General features: G+C 71.4%; 22 protein-coding genes. 10 read left to right on the top strand and 12 right to left on the bottom strand.

Annotation, left to right across the window (positions count from 1 at the left end):
* Window positions 1-4 precede the first annotated feature (4 nt).
* A complete protein-coding gene (locus tag ABZ454_RS24985; protein WP_359541033.1) occupies window positions 5-652 on the bottom strand; it encodes a TetR/AcrR family transcriptional regulator C-terminal domain-containing protein in 648 nt (215 codons plus the stop codon).
* 60 nt (window positions 653-712) lie between these two features.
* On the opposite strand from ABZ454_RS24985, the gene ABZ454_RS24980 reads away from it, so the two are divergent.
* Both ABZ454_RS24980 and ABZ454_RS24975 read left to right on the top strand, forming a co-directional pair.
* Window positions 713-2,146: an FAD-dependent monooxygenase gene (locus tag ABZ454_RS24980; protein WP_359541032.1), complete on the top strand. Its 1,434-nt coding sequence runs from the start codon at window positions 713-715 to the stop codon at window positions 2,144-2,146.
* 18 nt (window positions 2,147-2,164) lie between these two features.
* Window positions 2,165-2,623 (top strand): MarR family winged helix-turn-helix transcriptional regulator, encoded by a 459-nt coding sequence (locus tag ABZ454_RS24975; RefSeq protein ID WP_359541031.1) that lies wholly within the window; start codon window positions 2,165-2,167, stop codon window positions 2,621-2,623.
* 28 nt (window positions 2,624-2,651) lie between these two features.
* On the opposite strand, the gene leuE is transcribed toward ABZ454_RS24975, so the two are convergent.
* Window positions 2,652-3,320 carry a leucine efflux protein LeuE gene (gene leuE, locus ABZ454_RS24970; protein ID WP_359541028.1) on the bottom strand — a complete coding sequence of 223 codons (669 nt, stop codon included), beginning with the start codon at window positions 3,318-3,320 and terminating at the stop codon, window positions 2,652-2,654.
* A gap of 150 nt (window positions 3,321-3,470) precedes the next feature.
* Complete coding sequence (locus tag ABZ454_RS24965; RefSeq protein WP_359541026.1) at window positions 3,471-5,051, bottom strand: methylmalonyl-CoA mutase family protein; 1,581 nt, start codon at window positions 5,049-5,051, stop codon at window positions 3,471-3,473.
* 229 nt (window positions 5,052-5,280) lie between these two features.
* Between ABZ454_RS24965 and ABZ454_RS24960 the strand changes: the two genes are divergently transcribed.
* Window positions 5,281-6,213 carry a L,D-transpeptidase family protein gene (locus tag ABZ454_RS24960; RefSeq protein WP_359541024.1) on the top strand — a complete coding sequence of 311 codons (933 nt, stop codon included), beginning with the start codon at window positions 5,281-5,283 and terminating at the stop codon, window positions 6,211-6,213.
* A 185-nt stretch (window positions 6,214-6,398) separates the two neighbouring features.
* On the opposite strand, the gene ABZ454_RS24955 is transcribed toward ABZ454_RS24960, so the two are convergent.
* The 5 genes from ABZ454_RS24955 to ABZ454_RS24935 form a co-directional block, all read right to left on the bottom strand.
* Window positions 6,399-7,559 carry a hypothetical protein gene (locus ABZ454_RS24955; protein ID WP_359541021.1) on the bottom strand — a complete coding sequence of 387 codons (1,161 nt, stop codon included), beginning with the start codon at window positions 7,557-7,559 and terminating at the stop codon, window positions 6,399-6,401.
* The gene (locus ABZ454_RS24950; RefSeq protein WP_356315463.1) at window positions 7,559-8,392 is read right to left on the bottom strand and encodes an RNA polymerase sigma factor; all 834 of its coding nucleotides are present in this window, start codon (window positions 8,390-8,392) and stop codon (window positions 7,559-7,561) included. The genes ABZ454_RS24955 and ABZ454_RS24950 overlap by 1 nt, the downstream gene beginning before the upstream one ends.
* Before the next feature lie 322 nt (window positions 8,393-8,714).
* Window positions 8,715-9,284, bottom strand: coding sequence for a hypothetical protein (locus ABZ454_RS24945; RefSeq protein WP_359541018.1), 570 nt, complete (start codon window positions 9,282-9,284; stop codon window positions 8,715-8,717).
* Window positions 9,285-9,425: 141 nt separating this feature from the next.
* Window positions 9,426-10,145 carry a DUF4328 domain-containing protein gene (locus ABZ454_RS24940; protein WP_359541017.1) on the bottom strand — a complete coding sequence of 240 codons (720 nt, stop codon included), beginning with the start codon at window positions 10,143-10,145 and terminating at the stop codon, window positions 9,426-9,428.
* A gap of 213 nt (window positions 10,146-10,358) precedes the next feature.
* Window positions 10,359-11,966 carry a glycoside hydrolase family 20 protein gene (locus ABZ454_RS24935; protein WP_356315469.1) on the bottom strand — a complete coding sequence of 536 codons (1,608 nt, stop codon included), beginning with the start codon at window positions 11,964-11,966 and terminating at the stop codon, window positions 10,359-10,361.
* Between the two features lie 385 nt (window positions 11,967-12,351).
* Here ABZ454_RS24935 and ABZ454_RS24930 point away from each other — a divergent pair, with 385 nt between their 5' ends.
* From ABZ454_RS24930 to ABZ454_RS24910, 5 genes are all read left to right on the top strand, one after another.
* The gene (locus ABZ454_RS24930; RefSeq protein ID WP_356315472.1) at window positions 12,352-12,822 is read left to right on the top strand and encodes a 2-oxo-4-hydroxy-4-carboxy-5-ureidoimidazoline decarboxylase; all 471 of its coding nucleotides are present in this window, start codon (window positions 12,352-12,354) and stop codon (window positions 12,820-12,822) included.
* A 242-nt stretch (window positions 12,823-13,064) separates the two neighbouring features.
* Window positions 13,065-13,445 (top strand): succinate dehydrogenase, cytochrome b556 subunit, encoded by a 381-nt coding sequence (gene sdhC / locus ABZ454_RS24925; RefSeq protein ID WP_026249405.1) that lies wholly within the window; start codon window positions 13,065-13,067, stop codon window positions 13,443-13,445.
* Window positions 13,446-13,450: 5 nt separating this feature from the next.
* The gene (locus ABZ454_RS24920; protein ID WP_356315476.1) at window positions 13,451-13,933 is read left to right on the top strand and encodes a succinate dehydrogenase hydrophobic membrane anchor subunit; all 483 of its coding nucleotides are present in this window, start codon (window positions 13,451-13,453) and stop codon (window positions 13,931-13,933) included.
* 30 nt (window positions 13,934-13,963) lie between these two features.
* A complete protein-coding gene (gene sdhA / locus ABZ454_RS24915) occupies window positions 13,964-15,718 on the top strand; it encodes a succinate dehydrogenase flavoprotein subunit (RefSeq protein WP_359541013.1) in 1,755 nt (584 codons plus the stop codon).
* On the top strand, window positions 15,718-16,494 hold the full coding sequence (locus tag ABZ454_RS24910; protein WP_356315482.1) for a succinate dehydrogenase iron-sulfur subunit: 777 nt from the start codon (window positions 15,718-15,720) through the stop codon (window positions 16,492-16,494). Before sdhA ends, ABZ454_RS24910 begins: the two co-directional genes overlap by 1 nt.
* Window positions 16,495-16,582: 88 nt before the next feature.
* On the opposite strand, the gene ABZ454_RS24905 is transcribed toward ABZ454_RS24910, so the two are convergent.
* Complete coding sequence (locus ABZ454_RS24905) at window positions 16,583-17,092, bottom strand: MarR family transcriptional regulator (RefSeq protein WP_356315485.1); 510 nt, start codon at window positions 17,090-17,092, stop codon at window positions 16,583-16,585.
* Window positions 17,093-17,179: 87 nt separating this feature from the next.
* On the opposite strand from ABZ454_RS24905, the gene ABZ454_RS24900 reads away from it, so the two are divergent.
* Window positions 17,180-18,424: an MFS transporter gene (locus tag ABZ454_RS24900; protein ID WP_359541009.1), complete on the top strand. Its 1,245-nt coding sequence runs from the start codon at window positions 17,180-17,182 to the stop codon at window positions 18,422-18,424.
* An 83-nt stretch (window positions 18,425-18,507) separates the two neighbouring features.
* Window positions 18,508-19,224 carry a TetR family transcriptional regulator gene (locus ABZ454_RS24895; RefSeq protein WP_356315492.1) on the top strand — a complete coding sequence of 239 codons (717 nt, stop codon included), beginning with the start codon at window positions 18,508-18,510 and terminating at the stop codon, window positions 19,222-19,224.
* Window positions 19,225-19,328: 104 nt separating this feature from the next.
* Here the strand turns inward: ABZ454_RS24895 and ABZ454_RS24890 are convergent, their stop codons facing one another.
* From ABZ454_RS24890 to ABZ454_RS24880, 3 genes are all read right to left on the bottom strand, one after another.
* Window positions 19,329-20,882: an ABC transporter substrate-binding protein gene (locus ABZ454_RS24890; protein WP_356315642.1), complete on the bottom strand. Its 1,554-nt coding sequence runs from the start codon at window positions 20,880-20,882 to the stop codon at window positions 19,329-19,331.
* Between the two features lie 219 nt (window positions 20,883-21,101).
* Window positions 21,102-22,415, bottom strand: coding sequence for a metallophosphoesterase (locus ABZ454_RS24885; protein ID WP_359541100.1), 1,314 nt, complete (start codon window positions 22,413-22,415; stop codon window positions 21,102-21,104).
* A gap of 74 nt (window positions 22,416-22,489) precedes the next feature.
* On the bottom strand, window positions 22,490-22,735 hold the full coding sequence (locus ABZ454_RS24880) for a hypothetical protein (protein ID WP_356315495.1): 246 nt from the start codon (window positions 22,733-22,735) through the stop codon (window positions 22,490-22,492).
* Window positions 22,736-22,764: the final 29 nt, after the last annotated feature.

Here is a 22,764-nt window from a genome sequence, read left to right as displayed (position 1 = left end):
CCCCCTACGCCCGCCCGCCGTACCGCACCTCGATGCCCGCGACGATCAGCCGAAGGCCGTCCTCGAAGCGTTCGTCGTAGTGGGCGAAGATCTCCTCCCCGGCCGCGGCGGCCAGCGGGTAACGGGCCAGCCGTTCCGCGCGCTCGCCGATGTCGAAGCCCTCGCGCCGCTCGCCGGGCGTCGGGCGGACGCCCTGCTCCTCGCTGACGAAGCCCATCGTGTAGGAGTACGCGGTCGTGCCCGCCCGGACCGCCTGCCACAGCTCGAAGCCCGCGTCGACCATGGTCCGCAGATGGCTTTCGAGCCCGTCGGCGTGATCGGTGCCGGTGAACCGCGCGCCCCCGTAGACCTTCGCCCCGTCGCGGTAGCGCAGCAGCGCGGTGCGCAGCCCGGTGTTGTACGCGACGAGCTGGTCCTGCCAGGTCTCCGGGGACGGCCCAGGCAGGTCCTCGTCGAGCATCCGGCGGTACATCACCGTGGCCATCTCGTCGAGCAGCGCCTGCTTGTCCTTGAAGTGCCAGTAGAGGGCGGGGGCCTTGACGTCCAGCTCCTTGGCGATGGCGCGCAGGCTGAGGCCGTCCAGGCCCACCTCGTTCAGCAGCCGCAGTGCCGTGTCGGCCACCCGGGACCGGTCGATCTTCGTCGTACCCACCCGGACAAGTTAACAGCCCGCCCTTGACAACTTAACAGCGTTAAGCACACACTCGCCGACATGGAACTTAACGGTGTTAAAGAAACGCCCCGGGAGACTTCGGTCCTCATCGTCGGCGCAGGCCCCTGCGGCCTCGCCCTGGCCTGCGACCTGGCCCGCCGGGGCGTCCCCGCCCTCCTCGTCGAGCAGACGCCCGCCCTCTTCCCCGGCTCGCGCGGCAAGGGCGTCCAGCCCCGCACCCGGGAAGTCCTCGACGACCTCGGGGTCGGCGACGCGGTCCGCGCGCACGGCGGTCCGGCTCCCGTCGGGATGGTCTGGCAGGACGGCGAGCGGGTGGGCGAGCACCGCATGTTCCGGGTGGCGGCCCCGACGGACGCGGAGCCGTACGGGGAGCCGTGGATGATGCCGCAGTGGCGCACCCAGGAGATCCTGCTGGCCCGGCTGCGCGAACTGGGCGGCGACGTCGCCTTCTCCACCGCGCTCACCGGCCTCGCCCAGGACGCCGACGGGGTCACCGCCCAGCTGAGCACCGGCCCCGTCCGCGCCTCCTTCCTGGTCGCGGCCGACGGCGGACGCTCCACCGTGCGGCGTGCCCTCGGCATCGCGATGACCGGGGAGACGGTGGACCCGGCGCCGATGCTGGTGGCCGACGTACGGGTCGCCGAGGACGCCCTCGACCGGCTCAACTGGCACATGACGAACGGCGACGCGGGCTACCTCACGCTGTGCCCGCTGCCCGGTACCACGGACTTCCAGCTGGTCGCGCAGTTCAAGGAGGGCGAGCCGGACACCACCCCGGAGGGGGTGCGGGCCGTCGTCGCGGAGCGCACCCACCTGGAGGCGCAGGACGTCACCGAGGTGCTCTGGTCCTCCGACTTCCGCCCGCGCGCCGCGCTCGCCGACCGGTTCCGCGCCGGGCGGGTCTTCCTGGCCGGGGATGCCGCCCACGTCCACTCCCCCGCGGGCGGCCAGGGTCTCAACACCAGCGTGCAGGACGCGTACAACCTGGGCTGGAAGCTCGGCCAGGTGCTGCGCCACGGGGCGCCCGCGGCCCTGCTCGACAGCTACGAGGAGGAGCGCCGCCCGATCGCGGCCGAGATGCTCGGCCTGTCCACCCGGATCCACCGCGGTGAGCAGGAGCGTGGCGCGGCCGCCCAGCAGCTGGGCATCGGTTACCGGGAGGGCCCGCTGTCGGCGGGGCGCGCGGGCGTCCTGGAGGCCGGCGACCGGGCGCCCGACGGGCCCACGGACGGCAGGCGGCTGTTCGACGTCTTCCGTGGCCCGCACTTCACCCTGCTGGCCGTCGGCACCGACGCGGAGCTGCCGGAGCCCGCGGGACCGTCCGTCCGGGTGCACCGCATGGACGCCTACGAGGCGTACGGCAAGGGCGTGTTCCTCATCCGGCCGGACGGCTACGTCGGCTGGGCGGGCGAGGACGCGGCGGGGCTGGCGGAGTACGGTGCGGCGCTGGGCCTTGACCTCGAGCGCGGTTGAGCTCCTACGTTCGTCGTCATGGACTTCTCCCATGACGACGAGGGTCTCGCCCGGCAGCCGATCGGTTACTGGAGCTGGGCCGCGCACAAGGCGACCGTGACCCACATCCGTGCGGCGCTGGCCGAGCACGGACTGACGCAGCCCCGGTGGTGGGTACTGAACCAGCTCGCCGACGCGGACGGCTCCGGCCGCGCGCGGGCGGAGGTGGTCACCCTGCTCCGCGGCTACCTCGACATCGAGGACGGCCTGGAGCCCGAGATCGACACGCTGATCGGCCAGGAGCTGATCACCGAGGACTCCCGTGCGCGGCTGCGGCTGACCCCCGAGGGCCATGCCCTGCGCACCCGGGCGTACGCCCGCGTCGCGCGGGCGCGCGAGGAGATGCACGAGGGCATCGCGGACGAGGAGTTCGTCAGCGCCCTGAAGGTGCTCCAGCGCATGATCCACAACGTCGGCGGCCAGGCCTGGCACGCATGACCGGGGGCGGCCCGGACGCGGCCGCCGGTCAGACGCTGCTGAGCGACAGCTTCGCGGCGAAGCCGAGGAACAGCACCCCCGCCGCCGACGTGGCTCCCGCCGAGAGCCGCCTCCGGCGACGGAACGCCGCGGACAGCCGGGTGCCGCCGAATATCAGTGCCGACAGGTACAGGAAGCTGGCGATCTGGAGCAGGGTGCCGAGCAGCAGGAAGGAGAGCGCCGGGTAGGCGTACCCCGGATCGACGAACTGCACGAAGAACGAGATCAGGAACAGGATCGCCTTCGGGTTGAACAGGCTGACCACCAGCGCCCGCCGGTACGGCCGCTCCATGGCGCCCGGGGTCTCGGAGGCGTCCGGCGCGTCGCCCGTGAGCGCGGCCACCCGCCGGTGCCGCTCGCGCCACATGGACACGGCGGCGCGCAGCATCCCGATCGCCATCCAGGTCAGATAGCCCGCGCCGGCGTACTTCACCACGGCGAAGAGCACCGGTGTCGTCTGCAGCAGGGACGAGGCCCCGAGCGCGGACAGCGTCATCAGCACGGTGTCCCCGGTCCACACCCCGGCCGCGGCCACATAGCCGGTCCGCACCCCGCGCCGGGCGGCGACGGACAGCACGTACAGCGAATTCGGCCCTGGCAGCAGAACGATCAGCACCAGGCCGGCGAGATAGGTCGGAAGGTCGGTGACACCCAGCATGGAACGGAGTGTCGCACGCGGGTACGACACTCAGGACGCGGGGTTCCCGCACCGCACATCGCGGCCCGGGCCGCGATGTGCGCGGGCGGGGCCACCTCATCCCCTGACGTCGCAGGCCGGCCCGTGGCCGCCCCGCGCCCGTCCCCGGTGTCAGAACGCGTCCGTCGGCACGTACCTCCCCCACACCTCCCGCAGCGCGTCGCACACCTCGCCCACCGTGGCGCGGGCCCGCAGGGCGTCCTTCATCGGGTACAGGACGTTGTCCGTGCCCTCGGCCGCCTTGCGCAGGGCCGCCAGCGCCGTGTCCACCGCGCCCTGGTCGCGTTCGGCACGCAGTTTCGCCAGCCGGGCCGCCTGCTGGGCCTCGATCGCCGGGTCGACGCGGAGCGGCTCGTACGGCTCCTCCTCGTCGAGCCGGAAGCGGTTGACGCCGACGACCACCCGTTCGGCGCTGTCCGTCTCCAGGGCGATGCGGTAGGCGCTGCGCTCGATCTCGTTCTTCTGGAAGCCGCGCTCGATCGCGCGGACCGCCCCGCCCATGTCCTCGACCTTCAGCATCAGCTCCAGGGCCGCGGCCTCGACGTCGTCGGTCATCTTCTCGACGACGTAACTGCCGGCGAACGGGTCGACGGTGGCCGTCACGTCCGTCTCGTACGCCAGGACCTGCTGGGTGCGCAGGGCGAGGCGGGCCGACTTGTCGGTCGGCAGCGCGATCGCCTCGTCGAAGGAGTTGGTGTGCAGGGACTGCGTGCCGCCCAGGACCGCGGCCAGGCCCTGGACCGCCACGCGCACCAGGTTGACCTCGGGCTGCTGGGCGGTGAGCTGGACGCCCGCGGTCTGGGTGTGGAAGCGCAGCATCAGCGACTTGGGGTTCCGCGCCCCGAACTCCTCCTTCATCACCCGGGCCCAGATCCGGCGGGCGGCGCGGAACTTGGCGACCTCCTCCAGGATCGTCGTCCGCGCGACGAAGAAGAAGGAGAGCCGCGGGGCGAAGTCGTCGACGTCCATGCCGGCCGCGACGGCGGTACGGACGTACTCGATGCCGTCCGCGAGGGTGAAGGCGATCTCCTGCGCGGGCGAGGCCCCGGCCTCCGCCATGTGGTAGCCGGAGATCGAGATGGTGTTCCACTTCGGGATCTCGGCCCGGCTGTACTTGAAGATGTCGGCGATCAGGCGCAGCGAGGGTTCCGGCGGGAAGATGTACGTGCCGCGGGCGATGTACTCCTTGAGCACGTCGTTCTGGATGGTGCCCGTGAGCTGCCGCGCCGGGACGCCCTGTTCCTCCGCGACCAGCTGGTAGAGGAGGAGCAGGAGGGCGGCGGGGGCGTTGATCGTCATGGACGTGGAGACCTGGTCCAGCGGGATTCCGTCGAAGAGCACACGCATGTCGTCGAGCGAGTCGATCGCCACCCCGACCTTGCCGACCTCGCCGGACGCGATGTCGGCGTCGGAGTCGTGGCCCATCTGGGTGGGCAGGTCGAAGGCGACCGAGAGGCCCGTCGTGCCGTTGGCGATGAGCTGCTTGTAGCGGGCGTTGGACTCCGTGGCCGTGCCGAAGCCGGCGTACTGGCGCATCGTCCAGGGGCGTCCGGTGTACATGGACGGGTACACGCCGCGCGTGAAGGGGTAGGCGCCCGGTTCACCCAGCTTCTCGGCGGGGTCCCACCCGTCGAGGGTGTCCGGCCCGTAGACCGGCTCGATCGGCAGTCCCGATTCCGACTCGCGCGTCATCTGCTGTGCCTCCCGCTGGTGCTACTCACTGGTAACCAATGGCCTTCGCGACGGACTGTAGCGGCGGGTGCCCAAGCGTTGGAGGGGGCCGGGCTGGGACCTTGCTCACAGCCCTGATGCCTGACATCCTCCGGTCCTCGGTGCCGCTTTCCCCATCATGCGCAGGATTCGGCAACCGGGCAGAGCGGGAATCCGTCCCATGAGATACCGCAGATTCAGGGGGGCCGAGATGAGACGCAGCAGCAGGACCGGGCGCGGCAGCGCGCACCGGGTCGGACGCGGGTCCGGCGCGGCGACCGCCGCCGTCGCCGTACTGGCACTGAGCGCCGTGACCGCCGGGTGCAAGGCGCAGCCCGCCGGCAGCGCGCCGGCCGCTCCGTCGCCGCCGGCGAGCAGCTCACCCACCGACGACGCCAAGCCCGGGAAGGACGGTACGCAGTCGGCGACGCCGTCCGCGAGCGCGAAGCCCAGCACGAAGCCGAGCGCACCGCCGACGTCCTCACCGAAGTCCACCCCGTCCGCCGATCCGCAGGCAACGGTGCTGATGGCGAGTGGCTCCCAGGGCAAGCAGGTGCGCGAGCTCCAGGCCCGGCTGCGCCAGATCGGCCACTTCGACCGCAGCCCCACCGGCTACTACGGCTCCGTCACGGTCACCGCCGTGCAGTCGTTCCAGGGCAAGCGCGGGCTGTCCCGCACGGGCAGGACGGACACCGTCACCTGGCAGAGGCTCCTCGGCATGACGCACGCGCCGACGGCCGCGGAGCTGAACCCGCCGACCACCCGCCCGGCCGCGAAGCCGGACAAGCGCTGTATGACCGGCCGGGTGATCTGCATCAGCAAGAACAGCCGGACGCTGTCCTGGATGAACGACGGCAAGGTCGTCTCGTCGATGGACGTGCGGTTCGGCTCGCAGTACACGCCGACCCGCGAGGGCACCTTCTCCGTCTACTGGAAGTCCCGGCACCACGTGTCGTCGATCTACCACACGGCCATGCCGTACGCGATGTTCTTCAGCGGCGGCCAGGCGGTGCACTACTCGTCGGACTTCGCGGCCCGCGGCTACAGCGGCGCCTCGCACGGCTGCGTCAACGTCCGGGACGAGGGGAAGATCGCCTCGCTGTTCGCCCAGGTCCGCAACGGCGACAAGGTCGTCGTCTACTGACGGGCCGTGGGTGAGGGGCGCGGGCGGGACCGGGGGAACGTGTCCCGCCCGCGCCATGTGCGCCGAGCCGTAGGTACGGGGGGAACCCCGGCTCCGGGCGCTGCCGATGACCAGTCGGCTCACTCACTACTGCGCCCGCGGGCCGGAAAACGTCACACCCGGTGGCGGTGGGCCGGTGCGGACCGTCAGCGCGCGGCGAGGGAGAGGGCCGGCTCGGGGGAGTGCGAGGTCCCGGAGGCCGGGGAGCCGGCGTCCGTCGTGGGCTCCGGGGCGACCGGGGTGAACCCGATCGACGGCAGGGCGCCCGAGCCGCCGCCGGACGAGCCGTCGTCGCCGGCCGAGTCGTCGCCGTTCTGGCCGCCGTTCTTCCCGCCGGCCTGGTTCAGCAACCGGTCGCAGAACCGGTCGAGGTTGTGCGCTCCCTTGGCCAGGGCTTCGAGGCGCTTCCTGCGCTCGTCGTCGAGCTTGCCGTTGCGGTAGTCACGACAGGCCTTCAGGGTCTTGGCGTACCAGGCGGACGACTTGTCCTCGGTGTCGCCGGATGCTCCGTCGCCGTCCTGGCCGTCCTGGCCCTTCGCCGGGCCGGTACCGGCCGGCGGTTTCTTCGCGACGCCCCCGGTTCGGCCGTCGCCGGTGTCGTCCTCGTCCGTGCCCTGCCGGCCCTCCTCGGGGGTGCGGCCGCCGGCGTCGGCGCGGCCGTCCTCGGGCCCCGCGGTGCGGTCGGCGCCGGGGGCGTCCGGCGCCGCGGTGTCCTCGCCCGGGGCCCCGGGAGGCGGTGCGGACCCTTCGTCGTCGGTGGTGAGGCCGGATCCCAGTTCCTCGGGGGACGCGGCCGCCGACACCGAGGTGGCCGGTGCGGGCGCGTGCCGGCCGAAGGGGCCGGGCAGCACCCCGGTGCCGGCGGCCACGGCCACCCCGCCGATCGCGCAGCACGCGAGGGAGGCGACCAGGCCGAAGCGGAGGGGACGGCTCCACCGCAGGGGGCGGGGGCCGCTCGGACTCGCCTCGCCGGAACCGGCCGGGCGTATGCGTACGGGGGCGAGCATCCCGGACGCGGCGGAGCCGCCCGCGGCGGCTGACCGGCCGAGCCCTGCCGAATCCGCCGGCGCGGGCACGGCGGGGGTACGGGGTGCGGGGCGGCGGGCAGCGCGGAAGGCGGCCAGCGCGGCGGCCTCTCCGGGCAGTTCCCCGGCGGCGGGCCGGGCGGTGCGGGCCACGGCGTCCAGGGCGGCCGCGAGCCTCTCGGCCTCCTGTCGGGGCCGGCCGTCGGCAGGGTCGACCGGTTCGCGGCGGAGCATTTTCTCCGCCGCTTCCTTGTCAAGCCATTCGTACTGCTCGTCGGCCATCACATGTCCTTCTGCGTCCACACACGCGAATGCGTCACACCGGCGGGCGCCACCAGGCCGGTGCGGGAGGGGCGTTGTGCGGGGACGGCGCCGAGTTCCGCCGTCCGTCCCGTCCCGCTGTCGCGCGGGCGCGGCGCCGGAGCCGTGCGGTCGGACGGGTCCCTCGGCGCGCCGATCCCGCCGGCCGGTCGCTCGCCGTGCGGACGGCTTCCTTCCGCGGGGCCGGCCGCCGGCAGACCGCCTTCGCCGCCCGGGTTCCCGACGCCGTCCGCGCCCTCCGCGCCGTCCGCCCGCAGCAGCTCGGCGAGCCGCTTCAGCCCCCGGTGCGCGGCGGTGCGGACCGCGCCGGGCCGCTTGCCCAGCGTCTGCGCCGCGCTCTTGGCGTCGAGACCGACCACCACGCGCAGCACCACGGCCTCGGCCTGGTCCTGCGGCAGCTGCGCGATGAGCGACATGGCCTGCCCGGTGGCCAGGGCCTCGATCGCCTCGTCGGCCGTGTCGGAACCGGCCGGTTTCTCGGCCAGTTCCGTCTCGTCGCCGCCGATGGCGGGCCGCCGGCCGCGCATCCGCAGATGGTCCAGGGCGCGGTTGCGCGCTATCCGCGCCGCCCAGCCCCGGAACCGGTCGGCGTCGCCGCTGAACCGGCCGAGGTCCCTGGCTATCTGCAGCCACGACTCGGACGCCACGTCCTCGGCGTCCGGCTCCCCCACCAATGTCCGTATGTAGCCCAGCAGCCGTGGCTGCACAGCGCGGTACACAGTACGGAAGGCAACTTCGTCCCCGTCCTGCGCCGCGAGCACCGCGGCGGTGAGCCGCGCGTCGTCCCCCAGCACTCCCTCAACCTGCCCTGCTGTCCTGAATCGCAGCTGGTCGCCACTGCCGCGCCACCCTGCGCGACTCCGCACGCTACGTCCTTCCCGGGCATCGCGTCCATGACTTGTACAACCCGCAACATTCCACGGACACCGTGCGGTGTGACAGAAAACGCAGTCATGGCGCTGAGATGAGTACGGGGCCGTCCTGCGGCCCCGCGGAAGACGACCGGGGCCTCTCCTGTGGGGGGTGGCGGCCTCGGTCGTCCTCCATTCACCGCGCTCCGACCGGACGGCGCCCGGGCCCGCGCACCGGGCCGCACGCCGCCGGGACCGGCCCGGGTCAGCCGCGCACGCGGGCCCGGCGCGAAACCGCCGCCCGCAGCACCCGCTGCCCTTCGGCCGACACGTCCCTCACCTGGCGGAGCCCGGCCCCCGTGGGAGCGCCGTCCCCGGTCTCCGCCAGCATCTCCAGGATCCGGACCTGCCGGGCGGTCTCCCCCGACACCAGCGGGCCGGCGCCCCGCGGGTCGCCGGCCCGGCAGCGTCCCACCAGCTCCGTGGCGTCGGCGCGTACGGCGTCGTGGCCGAGATGGATGTCGAGGGCCAGCACCGAGCAGGCGTCCGCCCAGGTACGCAGCGCCTCGTCCGCCCGGTCATCGGGCGCCTCGGCGAGCAGCGCCCGGACGCGCCGGACGTACTCGGGCGCGTCCGGCAGGACGTCCAGCGCCGCCCGCGCCTCGGCCAGCCGGTCCGGCCAGAGGCGCGGGTCGGCGCAGCCGGCCCACAGCGGTCGCAGCGGATCCGGTTCGCCGCCCTCGGCGGGCTGCGGCAGGCACCGGTCGAGGCAGGCGGCCCCGCTCGCGGCGAGCCCCCGGGCGTCAGCGGCGGCGATCAGTTCGAGCAGGCTCATCGGCGTCTCCCGTCGGCCTCCCCGTATCCGGACGGACGGGGACGCAGCGCGTCGTCTTATCGCGTTCAGCGCCGATTGGCCGAAAAGCGTCACTGTCTCCGTCTGAATATCGCCTCTGCTCCCTGCTCCGGCCCCCCGCTCTCAGTGCGCCCGCCCGGCGGAAAGGGGCGCGGCGAGCGGGTCCGCCGGCCCCCGCGCCGCCCGCTCGCCCTGCATCGCGGTCAGCCGGCGCACGAACAGGATCGCGAGCACGGCGGCGGCGATGTCGAGGGCGTCGGCGGCCATGCCCAGGTCGAAGGCGTGCAGGACCTCGTCCGGCTCCTCGGCGTCCGAGGAGAGCCGCCCCGTGTACCGGGAGAAAAGCTCCGAGCAGAGCAGCGTCACCCACCAGGCGTGCAGAAGCCCGCGCGGGGCCGGAAGCCGGTTGCTGCCGCCCGGGGAACTCGCCGTCCAGATGCCGCTCGCGACGCGGTGCGGCAGCCAGAGGTTGCCCAGCGGCACGAACCAGCCGCCGATCGCCCAGCCGGGCCGCATCGGGTGGGCGTAGGCGTCGAACACCTCAGCGTTGCGCCGCACCCGGCGAAACCAGACGAGGAAGACGACGGCCGTGGCCAGGAACGTCAGCACCTGCAGCGATCCCGAGCCCTGGTACAGCATGTCGGCACGGTCCCAGGCCGCTTCGTCGTACGTCAGGAAACCGTCGGCCATCCCGTCGCTGAACCCCTGACGCGCGTTGACACCGGCGCCGATCGACAGCAGGTCCGCCACGGCAACCGAGCCGAGCAGCACGCACACCGCCTTGCCGAGCCCGACCGGTGAGCGCAGGGACCGCACGATCTGCGGCCCCGTGGGCGTCGGCATCAGTCCGCCCGCCCCTGAGCGACGGGTGGCGGCGCACACCGTGCACCGGCCGTCGGCGGTGCCGGCAGGTCTCGTACCGCAGAGTGAGCAGAGCATGAAAGCGGAACCCCCCAGGATTCGGACGTCTACGCACGGAGCGCGCGTCCCTCCCCGGACCACGCGGCAAGCGGAACGTAGCCCCCCGCCGGCCGCGCTGTCCACGGTCCGCAGCCCTCAGCCCTGGTCGATCTCCGCCGCCAGCGCCTTGAACCCCTCCCAGCTGAGCTTCGGCTTGCCCGGGTCCCACAGCTTCTGGGACGTCGCCCGCAGCGGCATCCGGATGCCCTCGGCGACCTGCGCCGCCGTCTGGGCGTTCGGGAAGTCCCCCCAGACGGCGAAGCGGCCGCCCAGGATCTGGTCGGAGTAGCGGGCCGGGACGGGGCTCGTGCCGCGCAGCACGAGGGGGGTCCACTGCTCGTAGATGCGCTTGCCCGTCGGATAGACGAAGGCGTTGGGCTGGCCGAGCACGTAATAGAGGAACTCGTCGTTGAGGTTCAGCATCTTGAACCCCTCGCGCAGGTAGTCCTCCGGCGGCCGGGCGCCGTACTCCTTGCCCGTCCAGTACTCGATCTCGATGTCCTTGTCCGCCCGGACGGTGCTGTCGCGGAAGAGGCCGTCGTTCCACGCCTTGGGCGTCATGCCCTTCGGCCGGACCACGGCCGCACGGTCGTTGAGCCAGCCGGTGGCGAGGTCCTCGATGCCGGCCTGCGCCCCGTACTTCTTCACGGCCGCGCGCTGGAGCTGTGGGTACGAGGCGGCGGGATCACGCACCGTGAGCGCCTGGTACTCGTCGGCGCCCAGGTGCCAGTAGGCGCCGCCGAACAGTTCGGTGTACTCGCCCAGGAGCTCGTCGAGCAGCTTCGCCGCGCCCGGCTTGGAGATGTCGAGCGATCCCTTCGAGGGCACGCCCGAGACGTTGAGCAGTTGGAGGTCGGGGTGGGCGCGCAGCACCGCGCCGAGGTGGCCCGGCGAGTCGATCTCGGGGACGACCTCGATGTGCAGCCGGCCGGCCAGCGCGACGATGCGCCGCACCTCGGCCTTGGTCAGGTGCTCGGGCGACACCACCTCGGGGTGGGTGTCGGACTCGATGCGGAAGGCCTGGTCGTCGGAGAAGTGCAGGCCGAGCTGGTTGAGCTTGAGGTCGGCCATGTCGCGCAGCCGGTCCTCGATCCAGCCGGCGCTGTAGTGCTTGCGGGCGATGTCGAGGTTGAGTCCGCGCTGCGGGCGGTCGGGGCGGTCGCGCACCTCGCCCTCGGGCATGACGCCGTCGGCGCGCACGGACTGCTTGAGGGTGCGGGTGCCGTAGAAGACACCCGCCTGGGCGGGACCGCTGATCGTGACGCGCCCGTCGTGGGTGCGCAGGGTGTACGACTGAGGCCCGCCGCTGTCCTTCGGGCTCAGGGCCAGTTCCACGTCACCCGCACGGGCCGGGACCTCGCCCCGGTAGCTGATCTTCAGCTCACCGGCGAGCAGCCGCCCCTCGTCGGCGAGCCCCGTGTCGCCCTTGCCGATCACCACCCCGCTGCCGGCCCCCGGCTGCCAGCCGGGGCCGTGGGCGGCGGTGTGCTGCCGTACGGCGGGAATGGTGCGGGGCGTCTTCGAGAGCGGATAGCTCCGGGTCGGGGAGGGCGAGGGGGCGGCGGACGAGGGGGTGGACGGGGCTGCGGCCCCGTCCCGGCCCCCGGTGCCGGAGCCTTCGGGCCAGACGACGACGGCGACGGTCACCGCGGCCGCCGCCGTGAGGGCCGCACCGGCCACCAGAGCACCGCGTGAGGGCGACATAAGTCTGAAACCTCCGGATTCAGCGCGAAAAAGAATAGAAAGAATAAAAGTGAGACTATCCGTCAGATGCCGGGCGATCTCAGGGCTGACCGGGCATTCTTCTCTCCCGAGGCTCCTCAGGCATCCCGAATCTCTCCCGTCCGGGTGAAATTCGCGCATCCGTCGGACGGCCGTTGCCCTGCGTCGCTAACTTTGAGGCACATTCGTCTCTCCCTTCACCCTGCATCCACCTGGTCTCTCCCGTCCCTCCCCACTCCAGGTTCACAGATGCCGTTGATTCCAGGAGCCCACGCTGTCCAGGTCCAGCGAGTCCCACGCCGGCCTCCCCGAGCAGCCGCCCCCGTCCGCCCGCCGGACCGCCGTACCCGTACAGAGCTGCGGGCCCGTGCCCGGCCCCGGCGGCCTGGCGCGGTTCAACAGCGCGCCCGCCGCCGCGGCCGAGGCCGCCCTGGTGGAGTGCTACGGCAGCCGCCGCTGGGCCAAGCGGCTGGTGGACCACCGCCCCTACCCGGACCTGGACGCGCTGCTCGCCGCCGCCGACGAGGCAGGGTACGACCTCTCCCCCACCGACCGCGCCGAGGCGCTGGCCGCCGAGGTCTCGCCGGGGCTGCACCCGGACGCGCCGCGCGCCGCGCACCTCGCGCTGGCGGCCGCGCACGCCGCCTACGAGTCCAGGTTCGGCCATGTCTTCGTGATCTGCCTGGACGACTTCCGCCCCGCCGAGCACCCCGATCAGCTGCTGGCCGGCATCCGGGCCCGCCTGGGGCACGAGCCCGAACAGGAGCGCGTGGTGGCGGCGGACGAGATGCGGCGACTCGCCCGGGGCCGCATCATCGAGCTGGTATCGAGTCAGTAACGGGTTGGCGACGCTCCCCGAGGGGCGGATTCCCCGTCAGAGGCGGGCAAACAGGCCCGTCGGCGGCTGTCCATAGCCCGTCCGTGCCTGATTCATTGCCACTTTGATCACACCAGAGGCCCCCGCGCGATCGAACCGACAATCCGTCGCTACGATGGCCGGGGCCGGTGGACCGTACCCGGCCGGGTCAGACCGACAGTCAAGCCGGCCGACCCCAATCCCCGCTCCCGGAGGGTTCTTCCGTGCCGGCTGGAACGCTGTACCGCGGCCGGGAAGGCATGTGGTCCTGGGTGGCTCATCGAGTCACCGGTGTCCTCATTTTCTTCTTCCTGTTCGTACATGTCCTGGACACCGCCCTCGTCCGCGTCTCCCCCGAGGCCTACGACGACGTCGTGTCCACGTACAAGACGCCGATCGTCGCGCTCCTCGAATACGGCCTGGTGGCCGCGATTCTCTTCCACGCGCTGAACGGTCTGCGCATCGTCGCCGTGGACTTCTGGGCCAAGGGCCCGCGCGTTCAGAAGCAGATGCTCTGGGCCGTGCTGGGCATCTGGATCGTGCTGATGGTCGGGGCCCTGTACCCCGTCCTCGGCCACGCCGTACGCGAAGTATTCGGGAGCTGAGGCCAATGTCCACCGAGACTTCCGCGATCGGCGCCGTCGAGGGCGTTCACCCTGTGAGCCGATATGACGCTGACAACCCGGCGCCCGTGATCGAGCCCCCGCGCAAGCGGACCGGCAAGACCCCCAAGGGCTCGCGCACCAACTTCGAGATGTACGCCTGGCTCTTCATGCGCCTGTCGGGCATCGTGCTCGTCGTCCTGGTCATCGGCCACCTGCTGATCCAGCTGGTGCTGGACGGCGGCGTCTCCAAGATCGGCTTCGCCTTCGTGGCGGGCCGCTGGGCCTCGCCGTTCTGGCAGGTCTGGGACCTGGCGATGCTGTGGCTCGCCATGCTGCACGGCGCCAACGGTCTCCGTACGGTCATCAACGACTACGCCGAACGGGACAACACCCGCTTCTGGCTGAAGATGCTGCTGTACACCGCCACGGTGTTCACCGTCCTGCTGGGCACGCTGGTGATCTTCACCTTCGACCCGAACATCCGCTAGGCGCCGGGCCCGAAGGACCAGAGGTAAACCATGCAGATCCACAAGTACGACACCGTCATCGTCGGCGCCGGCGGCGCCGGAATGCGCGCGGCCATCGAGTCGACCAAGCGCAGCCGCACCGCCGTGCTGACCAAGCTCTACCCCACCCGCTCCCACACGGGCGCGGCGCAGGGCGGCATGGCCGCCGCGCTCGCCAACGTGGAGGAGGACAACTGGGAGTGGCACACCTTCGACACGATCAAGGGCGGCGACTACCTGGTCGACCAGGACGCCGCCGAGATCCTGGCGAAGGAGGCCATCGACTCCGTTCTCGACCTGGAGAAGATGGGCCTGCCGTTCAACCGCACGCCCGAGGGCAAGATCGACCAGCGCCGCTTCGGCGGCCACAGCCGTAACCACGGCGAGGCCCCGGTCCGCCGGTCCTGCTACGCCTCGGACCGCACCGGCCACATGATCCTCCAGACGCTGTACCAGAACTGCGTCAAGGAGGGCGTGGAGTTCTTCAACGAGTTCTACGTCCTGGACCTCCTGCTCCAGGAGGTCGACGGGGTCAAGAAGTCCGCGGGCGTCGTCGCGTACGAACTGGCGACCGGCGAGATCCACGTCTTCCAGGCGAAGTCGATCATCTTCGCCTCCGGCGGCACCGGCAAGTTCTTCAAGGTGACGTCGAACGCCCACACCCTGACCGGTGACGGCCAGGCCGCCGCGTACCGCCGCGGTCTGCCGCTGGAGGACATGGAGTTCTTCCAGTTCCACCCGACGGGCATCTGGCGCATGGGCATCCTGCTGACGGAGGGCGCCCGCGGTGAGGGCGGCATCCTCCGCAACAAGGACGGCGAGCGCTTCATGGAGAAGTACGCGCCCGTCATGAAGGACCTCGCGTCCCGTGACGTCGTGTCCCGCTCCATCTACACGGAGATCCGTGAGGGCCGCGGCTGCGGTCCCGAGGGCGACCACGTCTACCTCGACCTCACGCACCTGCCGCCGGAGCAGCTGGACGCCAAGCTCCCGGACATCACGGAGTTCGCGCGTACGTACCTCGGCATCGAGCCCTACACGGACCCGATCCCGATCCAGCCGACCGCGCACTACGCCATGGGCGGCATCCCGACCAACGTCGAGGGCGAGGTGCTGGCCGACAACACCACCGTCGTCCCGGGCCTGTACGCCGCCGGCGAGGTCGCCTGTGTCTCCGTGCACGGCGCCAACCGCCTCGGCACCAACTCGCTGCTCGACATCAACGTCTTCGGACGCCGGTCGGGCATCGCCGCCGCCGAGTACTCCGCGAAGAACGACTTCGTCGAGCTTCCCGAGAACCCGGCGCAGATGGTCATCGACCAGGTCGAGCGGCTGCGCAACTCCACGGGCACCGAGCGCGTCTCGGCGATCCGCCTGGAGCTGCAGGAGTGCATGGACGCCAACGTGATGGTGTTCCGTACCGAGCAGACGATCAAGACCGCGGTCGACAAGATCGCGGAGCTTCGCAAGCGCTACCTCAACGTGTCCATCCAGGACAAGGGCAAGCGGTTCAACACGGACCTGCTGGAGGCCATCGAGCTGGGCAACCTGCTCGACCTCGCCGAGGTCATGGCGACTTCGGCGCTGGCGCGCAAGGAGTCCCGCGGCGGTCACTACCGCGAGGACTACCCGAACCGCGACGACGTCAACTTCATGCGCCACACCATGGCGTACCGCGAGGTCGCCGACGACGGCACCGAGTCGATCCGGCTGGACTACAAGCCGGTCGTCCAGACCCGCTACCAGCCGATGGAGCGTAAGTACTGATGGCTACCCCCACCTTGGAAAAGGCCGACAAGGCTCCCGAGCCCGAGGCCGGCTTCGCCGACTCGCCGTACATCACGGCGACCTTCCGGATCCGCCGGTTCAACCCGGAGGTCTCCGACGAGGCCCAGTGGCAGGACTTCCAGATCGAGATCGACCCGAAGGAGCGTGTGCTCGACGCCCTTCACAAGATCAAGTGGGAGACCGACGGCACGCTGACGTTCCGCCGCTCGTGCGCGCACGGCATCTGCGGTTCCGACGCGATGCGGATCAACGGCAAGAACCGGCTGGCCTGCAAGACGCTGATCAAGGACCTGAACCCGGAGAAGCCGATCACGGTCGAGGCCATAAAGGGCCTCACGGTCCTCAAGGACCTCGTGGTCGACATGGACCCGTTCTTCCAGGCCTACCGCGACGTCATGCCCTTCCTCATCACCAAGGGGAACGAGCCGACCCGCGAGCGTCTGCAGTCCGCCGAGGACCGCGAGCGCTTCGACGACACCACCAAGTGCATCCTGTGCGCCGCGTGCACGTCCTCGTGCCCGGTGTTCTGGAACGACGGCCAGTACTTCGGCCCGGCGGCGATCGTCAACGCGCACCGCTTCATCTTCGACTCGCGTGACGAGGGCGGCGAGCAGCGCCTGGAGATCCTCAACGACCGTGACGGTGTGTGGCGTTGCCGCACCACCTTCAACTGCACGGACGCCTGCCCGCGTGGCATCGAGGTCACGAAGGCGATCCAGGAGGTCAAGCGCGCACTGATCACGCGTCGCTTCTGATCCCCGGGGTTCCCCGCGTACGCCGAGAGGCCCCGCCTCCCGCAATGACACTGCGGGAGGCGGGGCCTCTCGGCGTACGCGGGGCGGCTCAGTCCCAGTCCGCGCCGCCCCTGTGCTCCGCGACCACCATGACGCGTCGCAGCATGTCGTTGAGCAGCACGCGCTCGTCCTCGTCGAGGACGCCCAGCAGGCGCTCCTCCTCGTGGCCGAGGAACTCCATGGCGCCGGTCCAGGTCGCGCGGCCCTCGTCGGTCAGCTCCACGTCGACGCGGCGCCGGTCGGTGGTGGAGGGCGTCCGGCGGGCGTACCCGCGGCGCTCCAGGGAGTCCAGCCGGCCGGTGACGGAGGCGGGCGCGAGGTCGAGGTCGGCGGCGAGTTCGGAGGGGGTCGCCTTACCGCCGCGGCCGGCGAGCTTGTGCAGGGTGTCGAACTCCTGGCGGTCCAGGTCGAAGTCCACCAGGGACTGCTCACGCACCCGGCGCAGATGGACGGAGAGCTTGTGCATCCGCGTCACCGCGCCCTCGACATCGGGATCGAGGTCGGGAAGCACCGGCTTCCACCGCTCCACGTGGGCGTCGGTCCAGTCGCGTTGCTGCATGGGCTCAGCCTACGCCGAGCCCCTCATCCACTTCGGACTCTTATATTTCGTTGACGAATAGTTCGGTGACGAAATAGATTCCGTCCCATGTCTCACCCCTTACGCACCCGGTCCTTCCGGCTGCTCTTCATCGGGCGCAGCCTCTCCCTGCTCGGTGACGCCGCGATTCCCGCCGCGCTCACCCTCGCCGTCTACCTGGCCACCGGCTCCACCGGCGCCCTCGCCCTGGTGCTCGGCTGCGCGATGGTGCCCAAACTGCTCCTGCTGCCCCTCGGCGGGGTGGTCGGGGACCGTTTCAACGCCCGTACGGTCGCGCTGACCACCGACCTCGTGCGGTGCGTCACCCAGCTCTTCGTCGGCGCCGAACTCCTGTCGGGCACCCCGGCGCTGTGGCAGATCGCCCTGGCCGAGGCGCTCGGCGGCGCCGCCGGCGCCTTCTCGATGCCGACCGTCTCGCCGCTCATCCGCGGCACCGTGGCCGAGTCCGGGCTGCTGCGCGCCAACGCCCTGATGGCGGTGGTCAGCAGCGCCACCCGGATCGGCGGCCCGGCCGTCGCCGGAGCGCTGGTGTTCACCGCGGGGCCCGGCTGGGCCTTCGTGCTGGACGGCGCGAGTTTCGCGGTGAGCGCGGCGCTGCTCGCGGCGATCGAGGTGCGGCACGTCCCCATCCCCCGGCGTTCGCTGCTCAGCGACCTCAAGGAGGGCTGGGGTGAGGTCCGGGGCCGCGACTGGTACTGGACGAGCCTGATCGCCCACGCCGCGTGGAACGGCGCGGCCGCCGTCCTGATGACCCTGGGACCCGCCCTCTTCCTCCGCGATCTGGGCGGCAAGGGCGTCTGGGTCGCCTTCCTCCAGACCGGCGCCGTGGGCCTCCTGCTCGGCTCGCTGGTGGCCGGCCGGGCCCGGCCGCGACGGCCGGTGCTGACCGCCAACCTGGGCGGCGCCCTCTACGCGCTGCCGCTCTGCCTGCTGGCCGCCCACGCCCCCGTGGCCGTGTCCCTCGTCGCGTACGGGATCGCCCTGGCCGGGCTCGGATTCCTCAACCCGGTCTGGGAGACCGCCGTCCAGTCCGCCGTCCCGGCGCACGCGCTCGCCCGGGTGACCTCGTACGACTGGCTGCTCTCGCTCGGCGCGATGCCGCTCGGCTACGCCCTGGCCCCGCTCGCCGCCTCCGCGTGGGGCGCCGAAGTCCCGCTCGCCGTGGCGGGGTCGCTGGTCGGCGCGGCCTGCCTGGCCACCGCGGCCGTGCCGGGGGTGCGGCGCTTCAAGGCGCCCGCCGAGTCCGCCGGCTCCGCCGGGGCGGTGGAACGGACCGCCGGGTCCCCGGCCTGACCTCCTGAGGCGGCGAGGACCGTCGCTCCCCGGGCACAGGGCCCCGGCCCGGGGACGCAGCCGGTGCGGATACTCTCGGGACCGTGGTGAAGGAAGAGACAGACGCGAAGGAAGTCAGGGCTCCCAAGAGCGAGCAGACCCGCACCCTCATCCTCGAAACCGCGCTCCGGCTCTTCCAGGAACGCGGTTATGACAAGACGACGATGCGGGCCATCGCCCAGGAGGCCGGCGTCTCCGTAGGGAACGCCTACTACTACTTCTCGTCCAAGGAACACCTGGTCCAGGGCTTCTACGACCGGATCGCCGCCGAGCACGAGGCGGCGGTCCAGCCGGTCCTGGCCGGCGACGAGGACCTCGCGGTACGCATCCGCGGGGTCCTGCTCAGCTGGCTGGACGTCGCGGAGCCGTACCACCGCTTCGCCGCCCAGTTCTTCAAGAACGCCGCGGACCCCGAGAGCCCGCTCAGCCCGTTCTCGTCCGACTCGGTCGCGGCGCGGGAGGCGGCGATCTCCATCCACGCCCGCTGCCTGTCGGGCTCCGGCACCAAGGTCGATCGCGGACTGGCCGACGTGCTGCCGCAGTTGCTGTGGCTGAACCAGATGGGTCTGGTGCTGTACTGGGTGTACGACCGGACGGACGACGCCGAACGCAGCCGCCGCCTCGTCGAGCGCACCGCCCCGATCGTCGCGCGGGCCATCGCCCTGTCCCGGTTCCGGGTGCTGCGGCCGCTCGTGCGCCAGGTCCACGAGGTGCTGGAGGAGTTCCTTCCCGGAGCGGCGGTCCGGGCGGGCGGCAAGTAGCCCCCGGAGGCCCGGCCGGGGCGGGGCCGGGCCGGAAACGGCCGAGCGGCCGTCCCGGACTCCCGGGGCGGCCGCTCGGTGCGGTGCGGTGCGGTGACGGCGGATCAGATCCAGCCCAGTTCCCACAGCCGCCAGATGCCGGTGCCGTCGGAGAGGTACTGCGAGCCGGAGACGTCGGGCTTGGCCACGACGTAGTCCTTCTTCTGCCACAGCGGCACGAGCGGCACGTCCTCGCCGACCAGCTTCTGGAGTTCCTTGAAGTCGGCCGAGGTGCGGCTGCGGTCGCTGTACTGCAGCGTCGAGCTGATCAGCTGGTCCATCTTCTTGCTGGTGTAGCCGTTGTGAAGGCTGCTGTCGCGGCCGACGAGCGGCTGGCTGAAGGTGTCGGGGTCCGGGTAGTCGGGGAGCCAGCCGACGGTGTACATGTCGTACGCGCCGACGGCGTACTCCTTCTGGAACTTCGTCCACTCCACGGCCTTGACGGTGACCTTGAACAGTCCGTCCGCCTCCAGCTGGCGGCGGATCTCCTTCGTCTCCGGCGTGTACTCGTCGTCGTCGCGGTAGGCGAAGGTGACGGGCAGGGGCAGCTCGACGCCGGCCTTCTCCATCAGCTTGCGGGCACGCTTGGGGTCGGGCGCGGGGTACTGGTCGAAGAACGGGGTGCTGTGCCCGATGTAGCCCTGCGGGATCAGCGAGTAGAGCGGTTCGACGGTGCTCTTGTAGACGTTGCTCACCAGCGGTGCGCGGTCGATGATCGCCGCGATGGCCTGGCGGACCCTCTTGTCGGCGAGCGGCGAGCCCTCGCGGACGTTGAAGACCAGGTTGCGGATCTCGGCGCTGTCGGCTTCCGTCACGCGCTGGTCGACGTCACCGGTGTCCAGGTCGGCGAGCGTGGACGGCGGGAGCTGACGGTGTGTCACGTCGACCTGGCCGGACTTCCAGGCGGCCAGGAGGTCGTCCGACTGCTTGTAGTAGCGCACGTTGACCGGACCGCCGGTGGTCTTCAGCGCGCCCTTGTACTTGCTGTTCGGCACCAACTCGGCGGAGACGCCGGGCTCGTACGCCTTCAGCACGTACGGCCCGGAACCGGTCACCTTGTTGTCGGTCTGCAGCTTGTGCTCCGAGTAGGCGTCCTTCTCGACGATCGAACCCGCACCCGTGGCGAGCTTCTGCGGGAAGGTCGCGTCACGCGAGGAGAGGTTGAAGGTGATGTCCTGACCGTCGGTCACCACGTTCTTCAGACTGGGGAAGAGGACCGAGGGACCGACGTCCGTCTTGATCTCCATCATCCGGTCGAAGGAGTACTTGACGTCCTCGGCGGTGATCTCCTTGCCGTCGGAGAAGGTCAGGTCGTCCCGGAGCGTGCACCGGTACGTCTGCAGCTTGCCGCCGATGAAGCCGCAGCTCTCCGCGGCGTCCGGCTCGGGGACGATCGCCCCGGACTTGAACGTCATGAGGGACTGGTAGACGTTGCTGTACATCGCCCACGAACCCGCGTCGTACGCGCCCGCCGGGTCGAGCGAGGTCACCGCGTCCGTCGTGCCGATCGTGACGGGGTCCTTCTTCCCCCCGTCCGAGGGGAGCAACTGCCAGGCGACCACGCCTGCGATGACCAAAACCGCGAGAATCGCGAGAATCCGTAGCCGGATCGACCGCATTGCCGTGCTCTCCCTTACCAGCCCCACCACGGCGTCGCGCTCAGACACGCAGATCACCGCACGTTCGCGCTCAGCCAATCACACGAATTTCACATCTGGAAGAGGAAATCAGAGGCTCATAGCCTTTTGTTCGTTACTTGAAACCTTGGGCCGATACGCCGGATACAGAGGGTTCACGACCGGTCACCCGATCAGGTATTACCGGCGGTTCAGCGGTGATTACGCCTGCCGCGCGGCGAGTTCGACGACGGTGATGTCGGAGGGGGCGCCGACCCGCACGGGCGGGCCCCAGGCTCCGGCGCCGCGCGTGACGTACAGCTGGGTGTCGCCGTAGCGTTCCAGGCCCGCGACCGTGGGGTTGGACAGTTCCGCGAGGTAGTTGCCCGGCCAGAGCTGGCCGCCGTGGGTGTGCCCGGAGAGCTGGAGGTCCACGCCGTACTGGACGGCCTCGTCGATGACGACGGGCTGGTGGGCCATGAGGACGGCGGCGCGGCTGCGGTCGCGGTCGCCGAGCGCCCGGCCGAAATCGGGGCCCTGCCCTTCACTCCCGCCCGCGAGGTCATTGACCCCCGCGAGATCGAAGGCGCCGATCTCGACCCGGGCGTTCTCCAACGGGTGCAGACCCAATTCCCTTACGTGATCCACCCATTCGGCGGCCCCCGCGTAGTACTCGTGGTTGCCGGTGACGAAGAAAGCGCCGTGCCGGGACCGCAGCCGGGCCAGCGGTTCGGCGGCCGGGCCGAGATCGGCGACCGATCCGTCGACGAGGTCTCCGACGACCGCGATCAGGTCCGGCTGGGTCCGGTTGACCGTGTCGACGATCCGCTGCGTGTGGGCCCGGCCCAGGATCGGGCCCAGGTGGATGTCGCTGACGACGGCGATCCGGAAGCCGTGGGCGGACCGGGGCAGCCTGGCCAGCGGAACGGTGACGCGCTTGACGCGGGGGCCGCGCAGGACCCCGTAGGCGCCGTACCCGGTCGTCCCGAGCCCGGCCACGGCCGCGGCGCCCCCGACGGCCCGCGCGACGAAGAGGCGGCGCGAGGGGGTGGAGAGCGAGGCGGTGGAGGCGGACGGGGGTGCGGGGTCCGGCGCTTCCGGGGCGAGCGCCTCCGGTGTCCGCGCGCCCGGCGTCCGCGCGCCCGTCGCGGCGACAGCCGCTTCCGATGCCGCGACAGCCCCTTCCGGCGCCTCGGCAGTCGCTTCCCGCGTGCCCGCGGTCCGGCGCGCGAGCAGCCGGCGCAGCAGCGGCCGTACCGCCTCGCCGGCCAGCAGGGCGAGTGTCAGGTAGAGCAGGGCGGCCAGCCACAGATAGCCGGGCCAGGCCAGGACCCGCTGGAGCCAGAAGGGTGCACCCGTGCGTCCGGAGACCAGGGCGCCGACGCTCAGCAGCGGCAGGACGTACACCGCCACCGTGCCGGCCCTGCGCGGGAGGCTGCCCGCCGTCGTCGTGTCACCGACGAAGCGACGCCACACATAGCGGTGCACGAGGGCCAGCAGTGCGAGCACCACGACCGCCGCCAGAGCGAGACCCATGACCGCCACGCACACTCCCCCGCCTCGTTCGCCCCTGTTTGTCCCTCATCCGGTTTCGGCCGGAAGTCGACGCGCTAGGCGTCCTTGCCGCGCAGGGACCTGACGCCACGGAACCCGATCACTCCGACGGCCGTCCCCAGAAGAAAGGACGTGATGGCGAGCAGCAGATGCACCCAGAAGTAGGCAGTCGGGTCACCCGCGTCGTCGAAGGCGAGACCACTGCCGTCCTTCCACAGGTTCTTGACGAAAGTGATCCAGATGAACCAGCTCCACACCCCGAAAGCGAGCAGGAACCAGGAGACGGGGCGGCTGAGCTTCATGGAATCAGTATCTCCGCCACGCTCCGGCC

The sequence above is a fragment of the Streptomyces sp. NPDC005803 genome, assembly GCF_040630435.1.
Classification (GTDB): domain Bacteria; phylum Actinomycetota; class Actinomycetes; order Streptomycetales; family Streptomycetaceae; genus Streptomyces.
The sequence above is the reverse complement of the archived record's forward strand: the minus strand, read 5'-3'. Positions and strand labels throughout refer to the sequence as shown.

Excerpts from the sequence above, each read along its gene's own strand:
- sdhA (WP_359541013.1), top strand. The coding sequence starts at position 13,964 with ATGCAGATCCACAAGTACGACACCGTCATCGTCGGCGCCGGCGGCGCC.
- ABZ454_RS24910 (WP_356315482.1), top strand. The coding sequence starts at position 15,718 with ATGGCTACCCCCACCTTGGAAAAGGCCGACAAGGCTCCCGAGCCCGAG.
- ABZ454_RS24885 (WP_359541100.1), bottom strand. The coding sequence starts at position 22,415 with ATGGGTCTCGCTCTGGCGGCGGTCGTGGTGCTCGCACTGCTGGCCCTC.
- leuE (WP_359541028.1), bottom strand. The coding sequence starts at position 3,320 with ATGCTGGGTGTCACCGACCTTCCGACCTATCTCGCCGGCCTGGTGCTG.
- ABZ454_RS24980 (WP_359541032.1), top strand. The coding sequence starts at position 713 with ATGGAACTTAACGGTGTTAAAGAAACGCCCCGGGAGACTTCGGTCCTC.
- ABZ454_RS24900 (WP_359541009.1), top strand. The coding sequence starts at position 17,180 with ATGTCTCACCCCTTACGCACCCGGTCCTTCCGGCTGCTCTTCATCGGG.
- ABZ454_RS24935 (WP_356315469.1), bottom strand. The coding sequence starts at position 11,966 with ATGTCGCCCTCACGCGGTGCTCTGGTGGCCGGTGCGGCCCTCACGGCG.
- ABZ454_RS24880 (WP_356315495.1), bottom strand. The coding sequence starts at position 22,735 with ATGAAGCTCAGCCGCCCCGTCTCCTGGTTCCTGCTCGCTTTCGGGGTG.
- ABZ454_RS24960 (WP_359541024.1), top strand. The coding sequence starts at position 5,281 with ATGAGACGCAGCAGCAGGACCGGGCGCGGCAGCGCGCACCGGGTCGGA.
- ABZ454_RS24945 (WP_359541018.1), bottom strand. The coding sequence starts at position 9,284 with ATGAGCCTGCTCGAACTGATCGCCGCCGCTGACGCCCGGGGGCTCGCC.
- ABZ454_RS24975 (WP_359541031.1), top strand. The coding sequence starts at position 2,165 with ATGGACTTCTCCCATGACGACGAGGGTCTCGCCCGGCAGCCGATCGGT.
- ABZ454_RS24920 (WP_356315476.1), top strand. The coding sequence starts at position 13,451 with ATGTCCACCGAGACTTCCGCGATCGGCGCCGTCGAGGGCGTTCACCCT.
- ABZ454_RS24965 (WP_359541026.1), bottom strand. The coding sequence starts at position 5,051 with ATGACGCGCGAGTCGGAATCGGGACTGCCGATCGAGCCGGTCTACGGG.
- ABZ454_RS24955 (WP_359541021.1), bottom strand. The coding sequence starts at position 7,559 with ATGGCCGACGAGCAGTACGAATGGCTTGACAAGGAAGCGGCGGAGAAA.
- ABZ454_RS24905 (WP_356315485.1), bottom strand. The coding sequence starts at position 17,092 with ATGCAGCAACGCGACTGGACCGACGCCCACGTGGAGCGGTGGAAGCCG.
- ABZ454_RS24940 (WP_359541017.1), bottom strand. The coding sequence starts at position 10,145 with ATGCCGACGCCCACGGGGCCGCAGATCGTGCGGTCCCTGCGCTCACCG.
- ABZ454_RS24890 (WP_356315642.1), bottom strand. The coding sequence starts at position 20,882 with ATGCGGTCGATCCGGCTACGGATTCTCGCGATTCTCGCGGTTTTGGTC.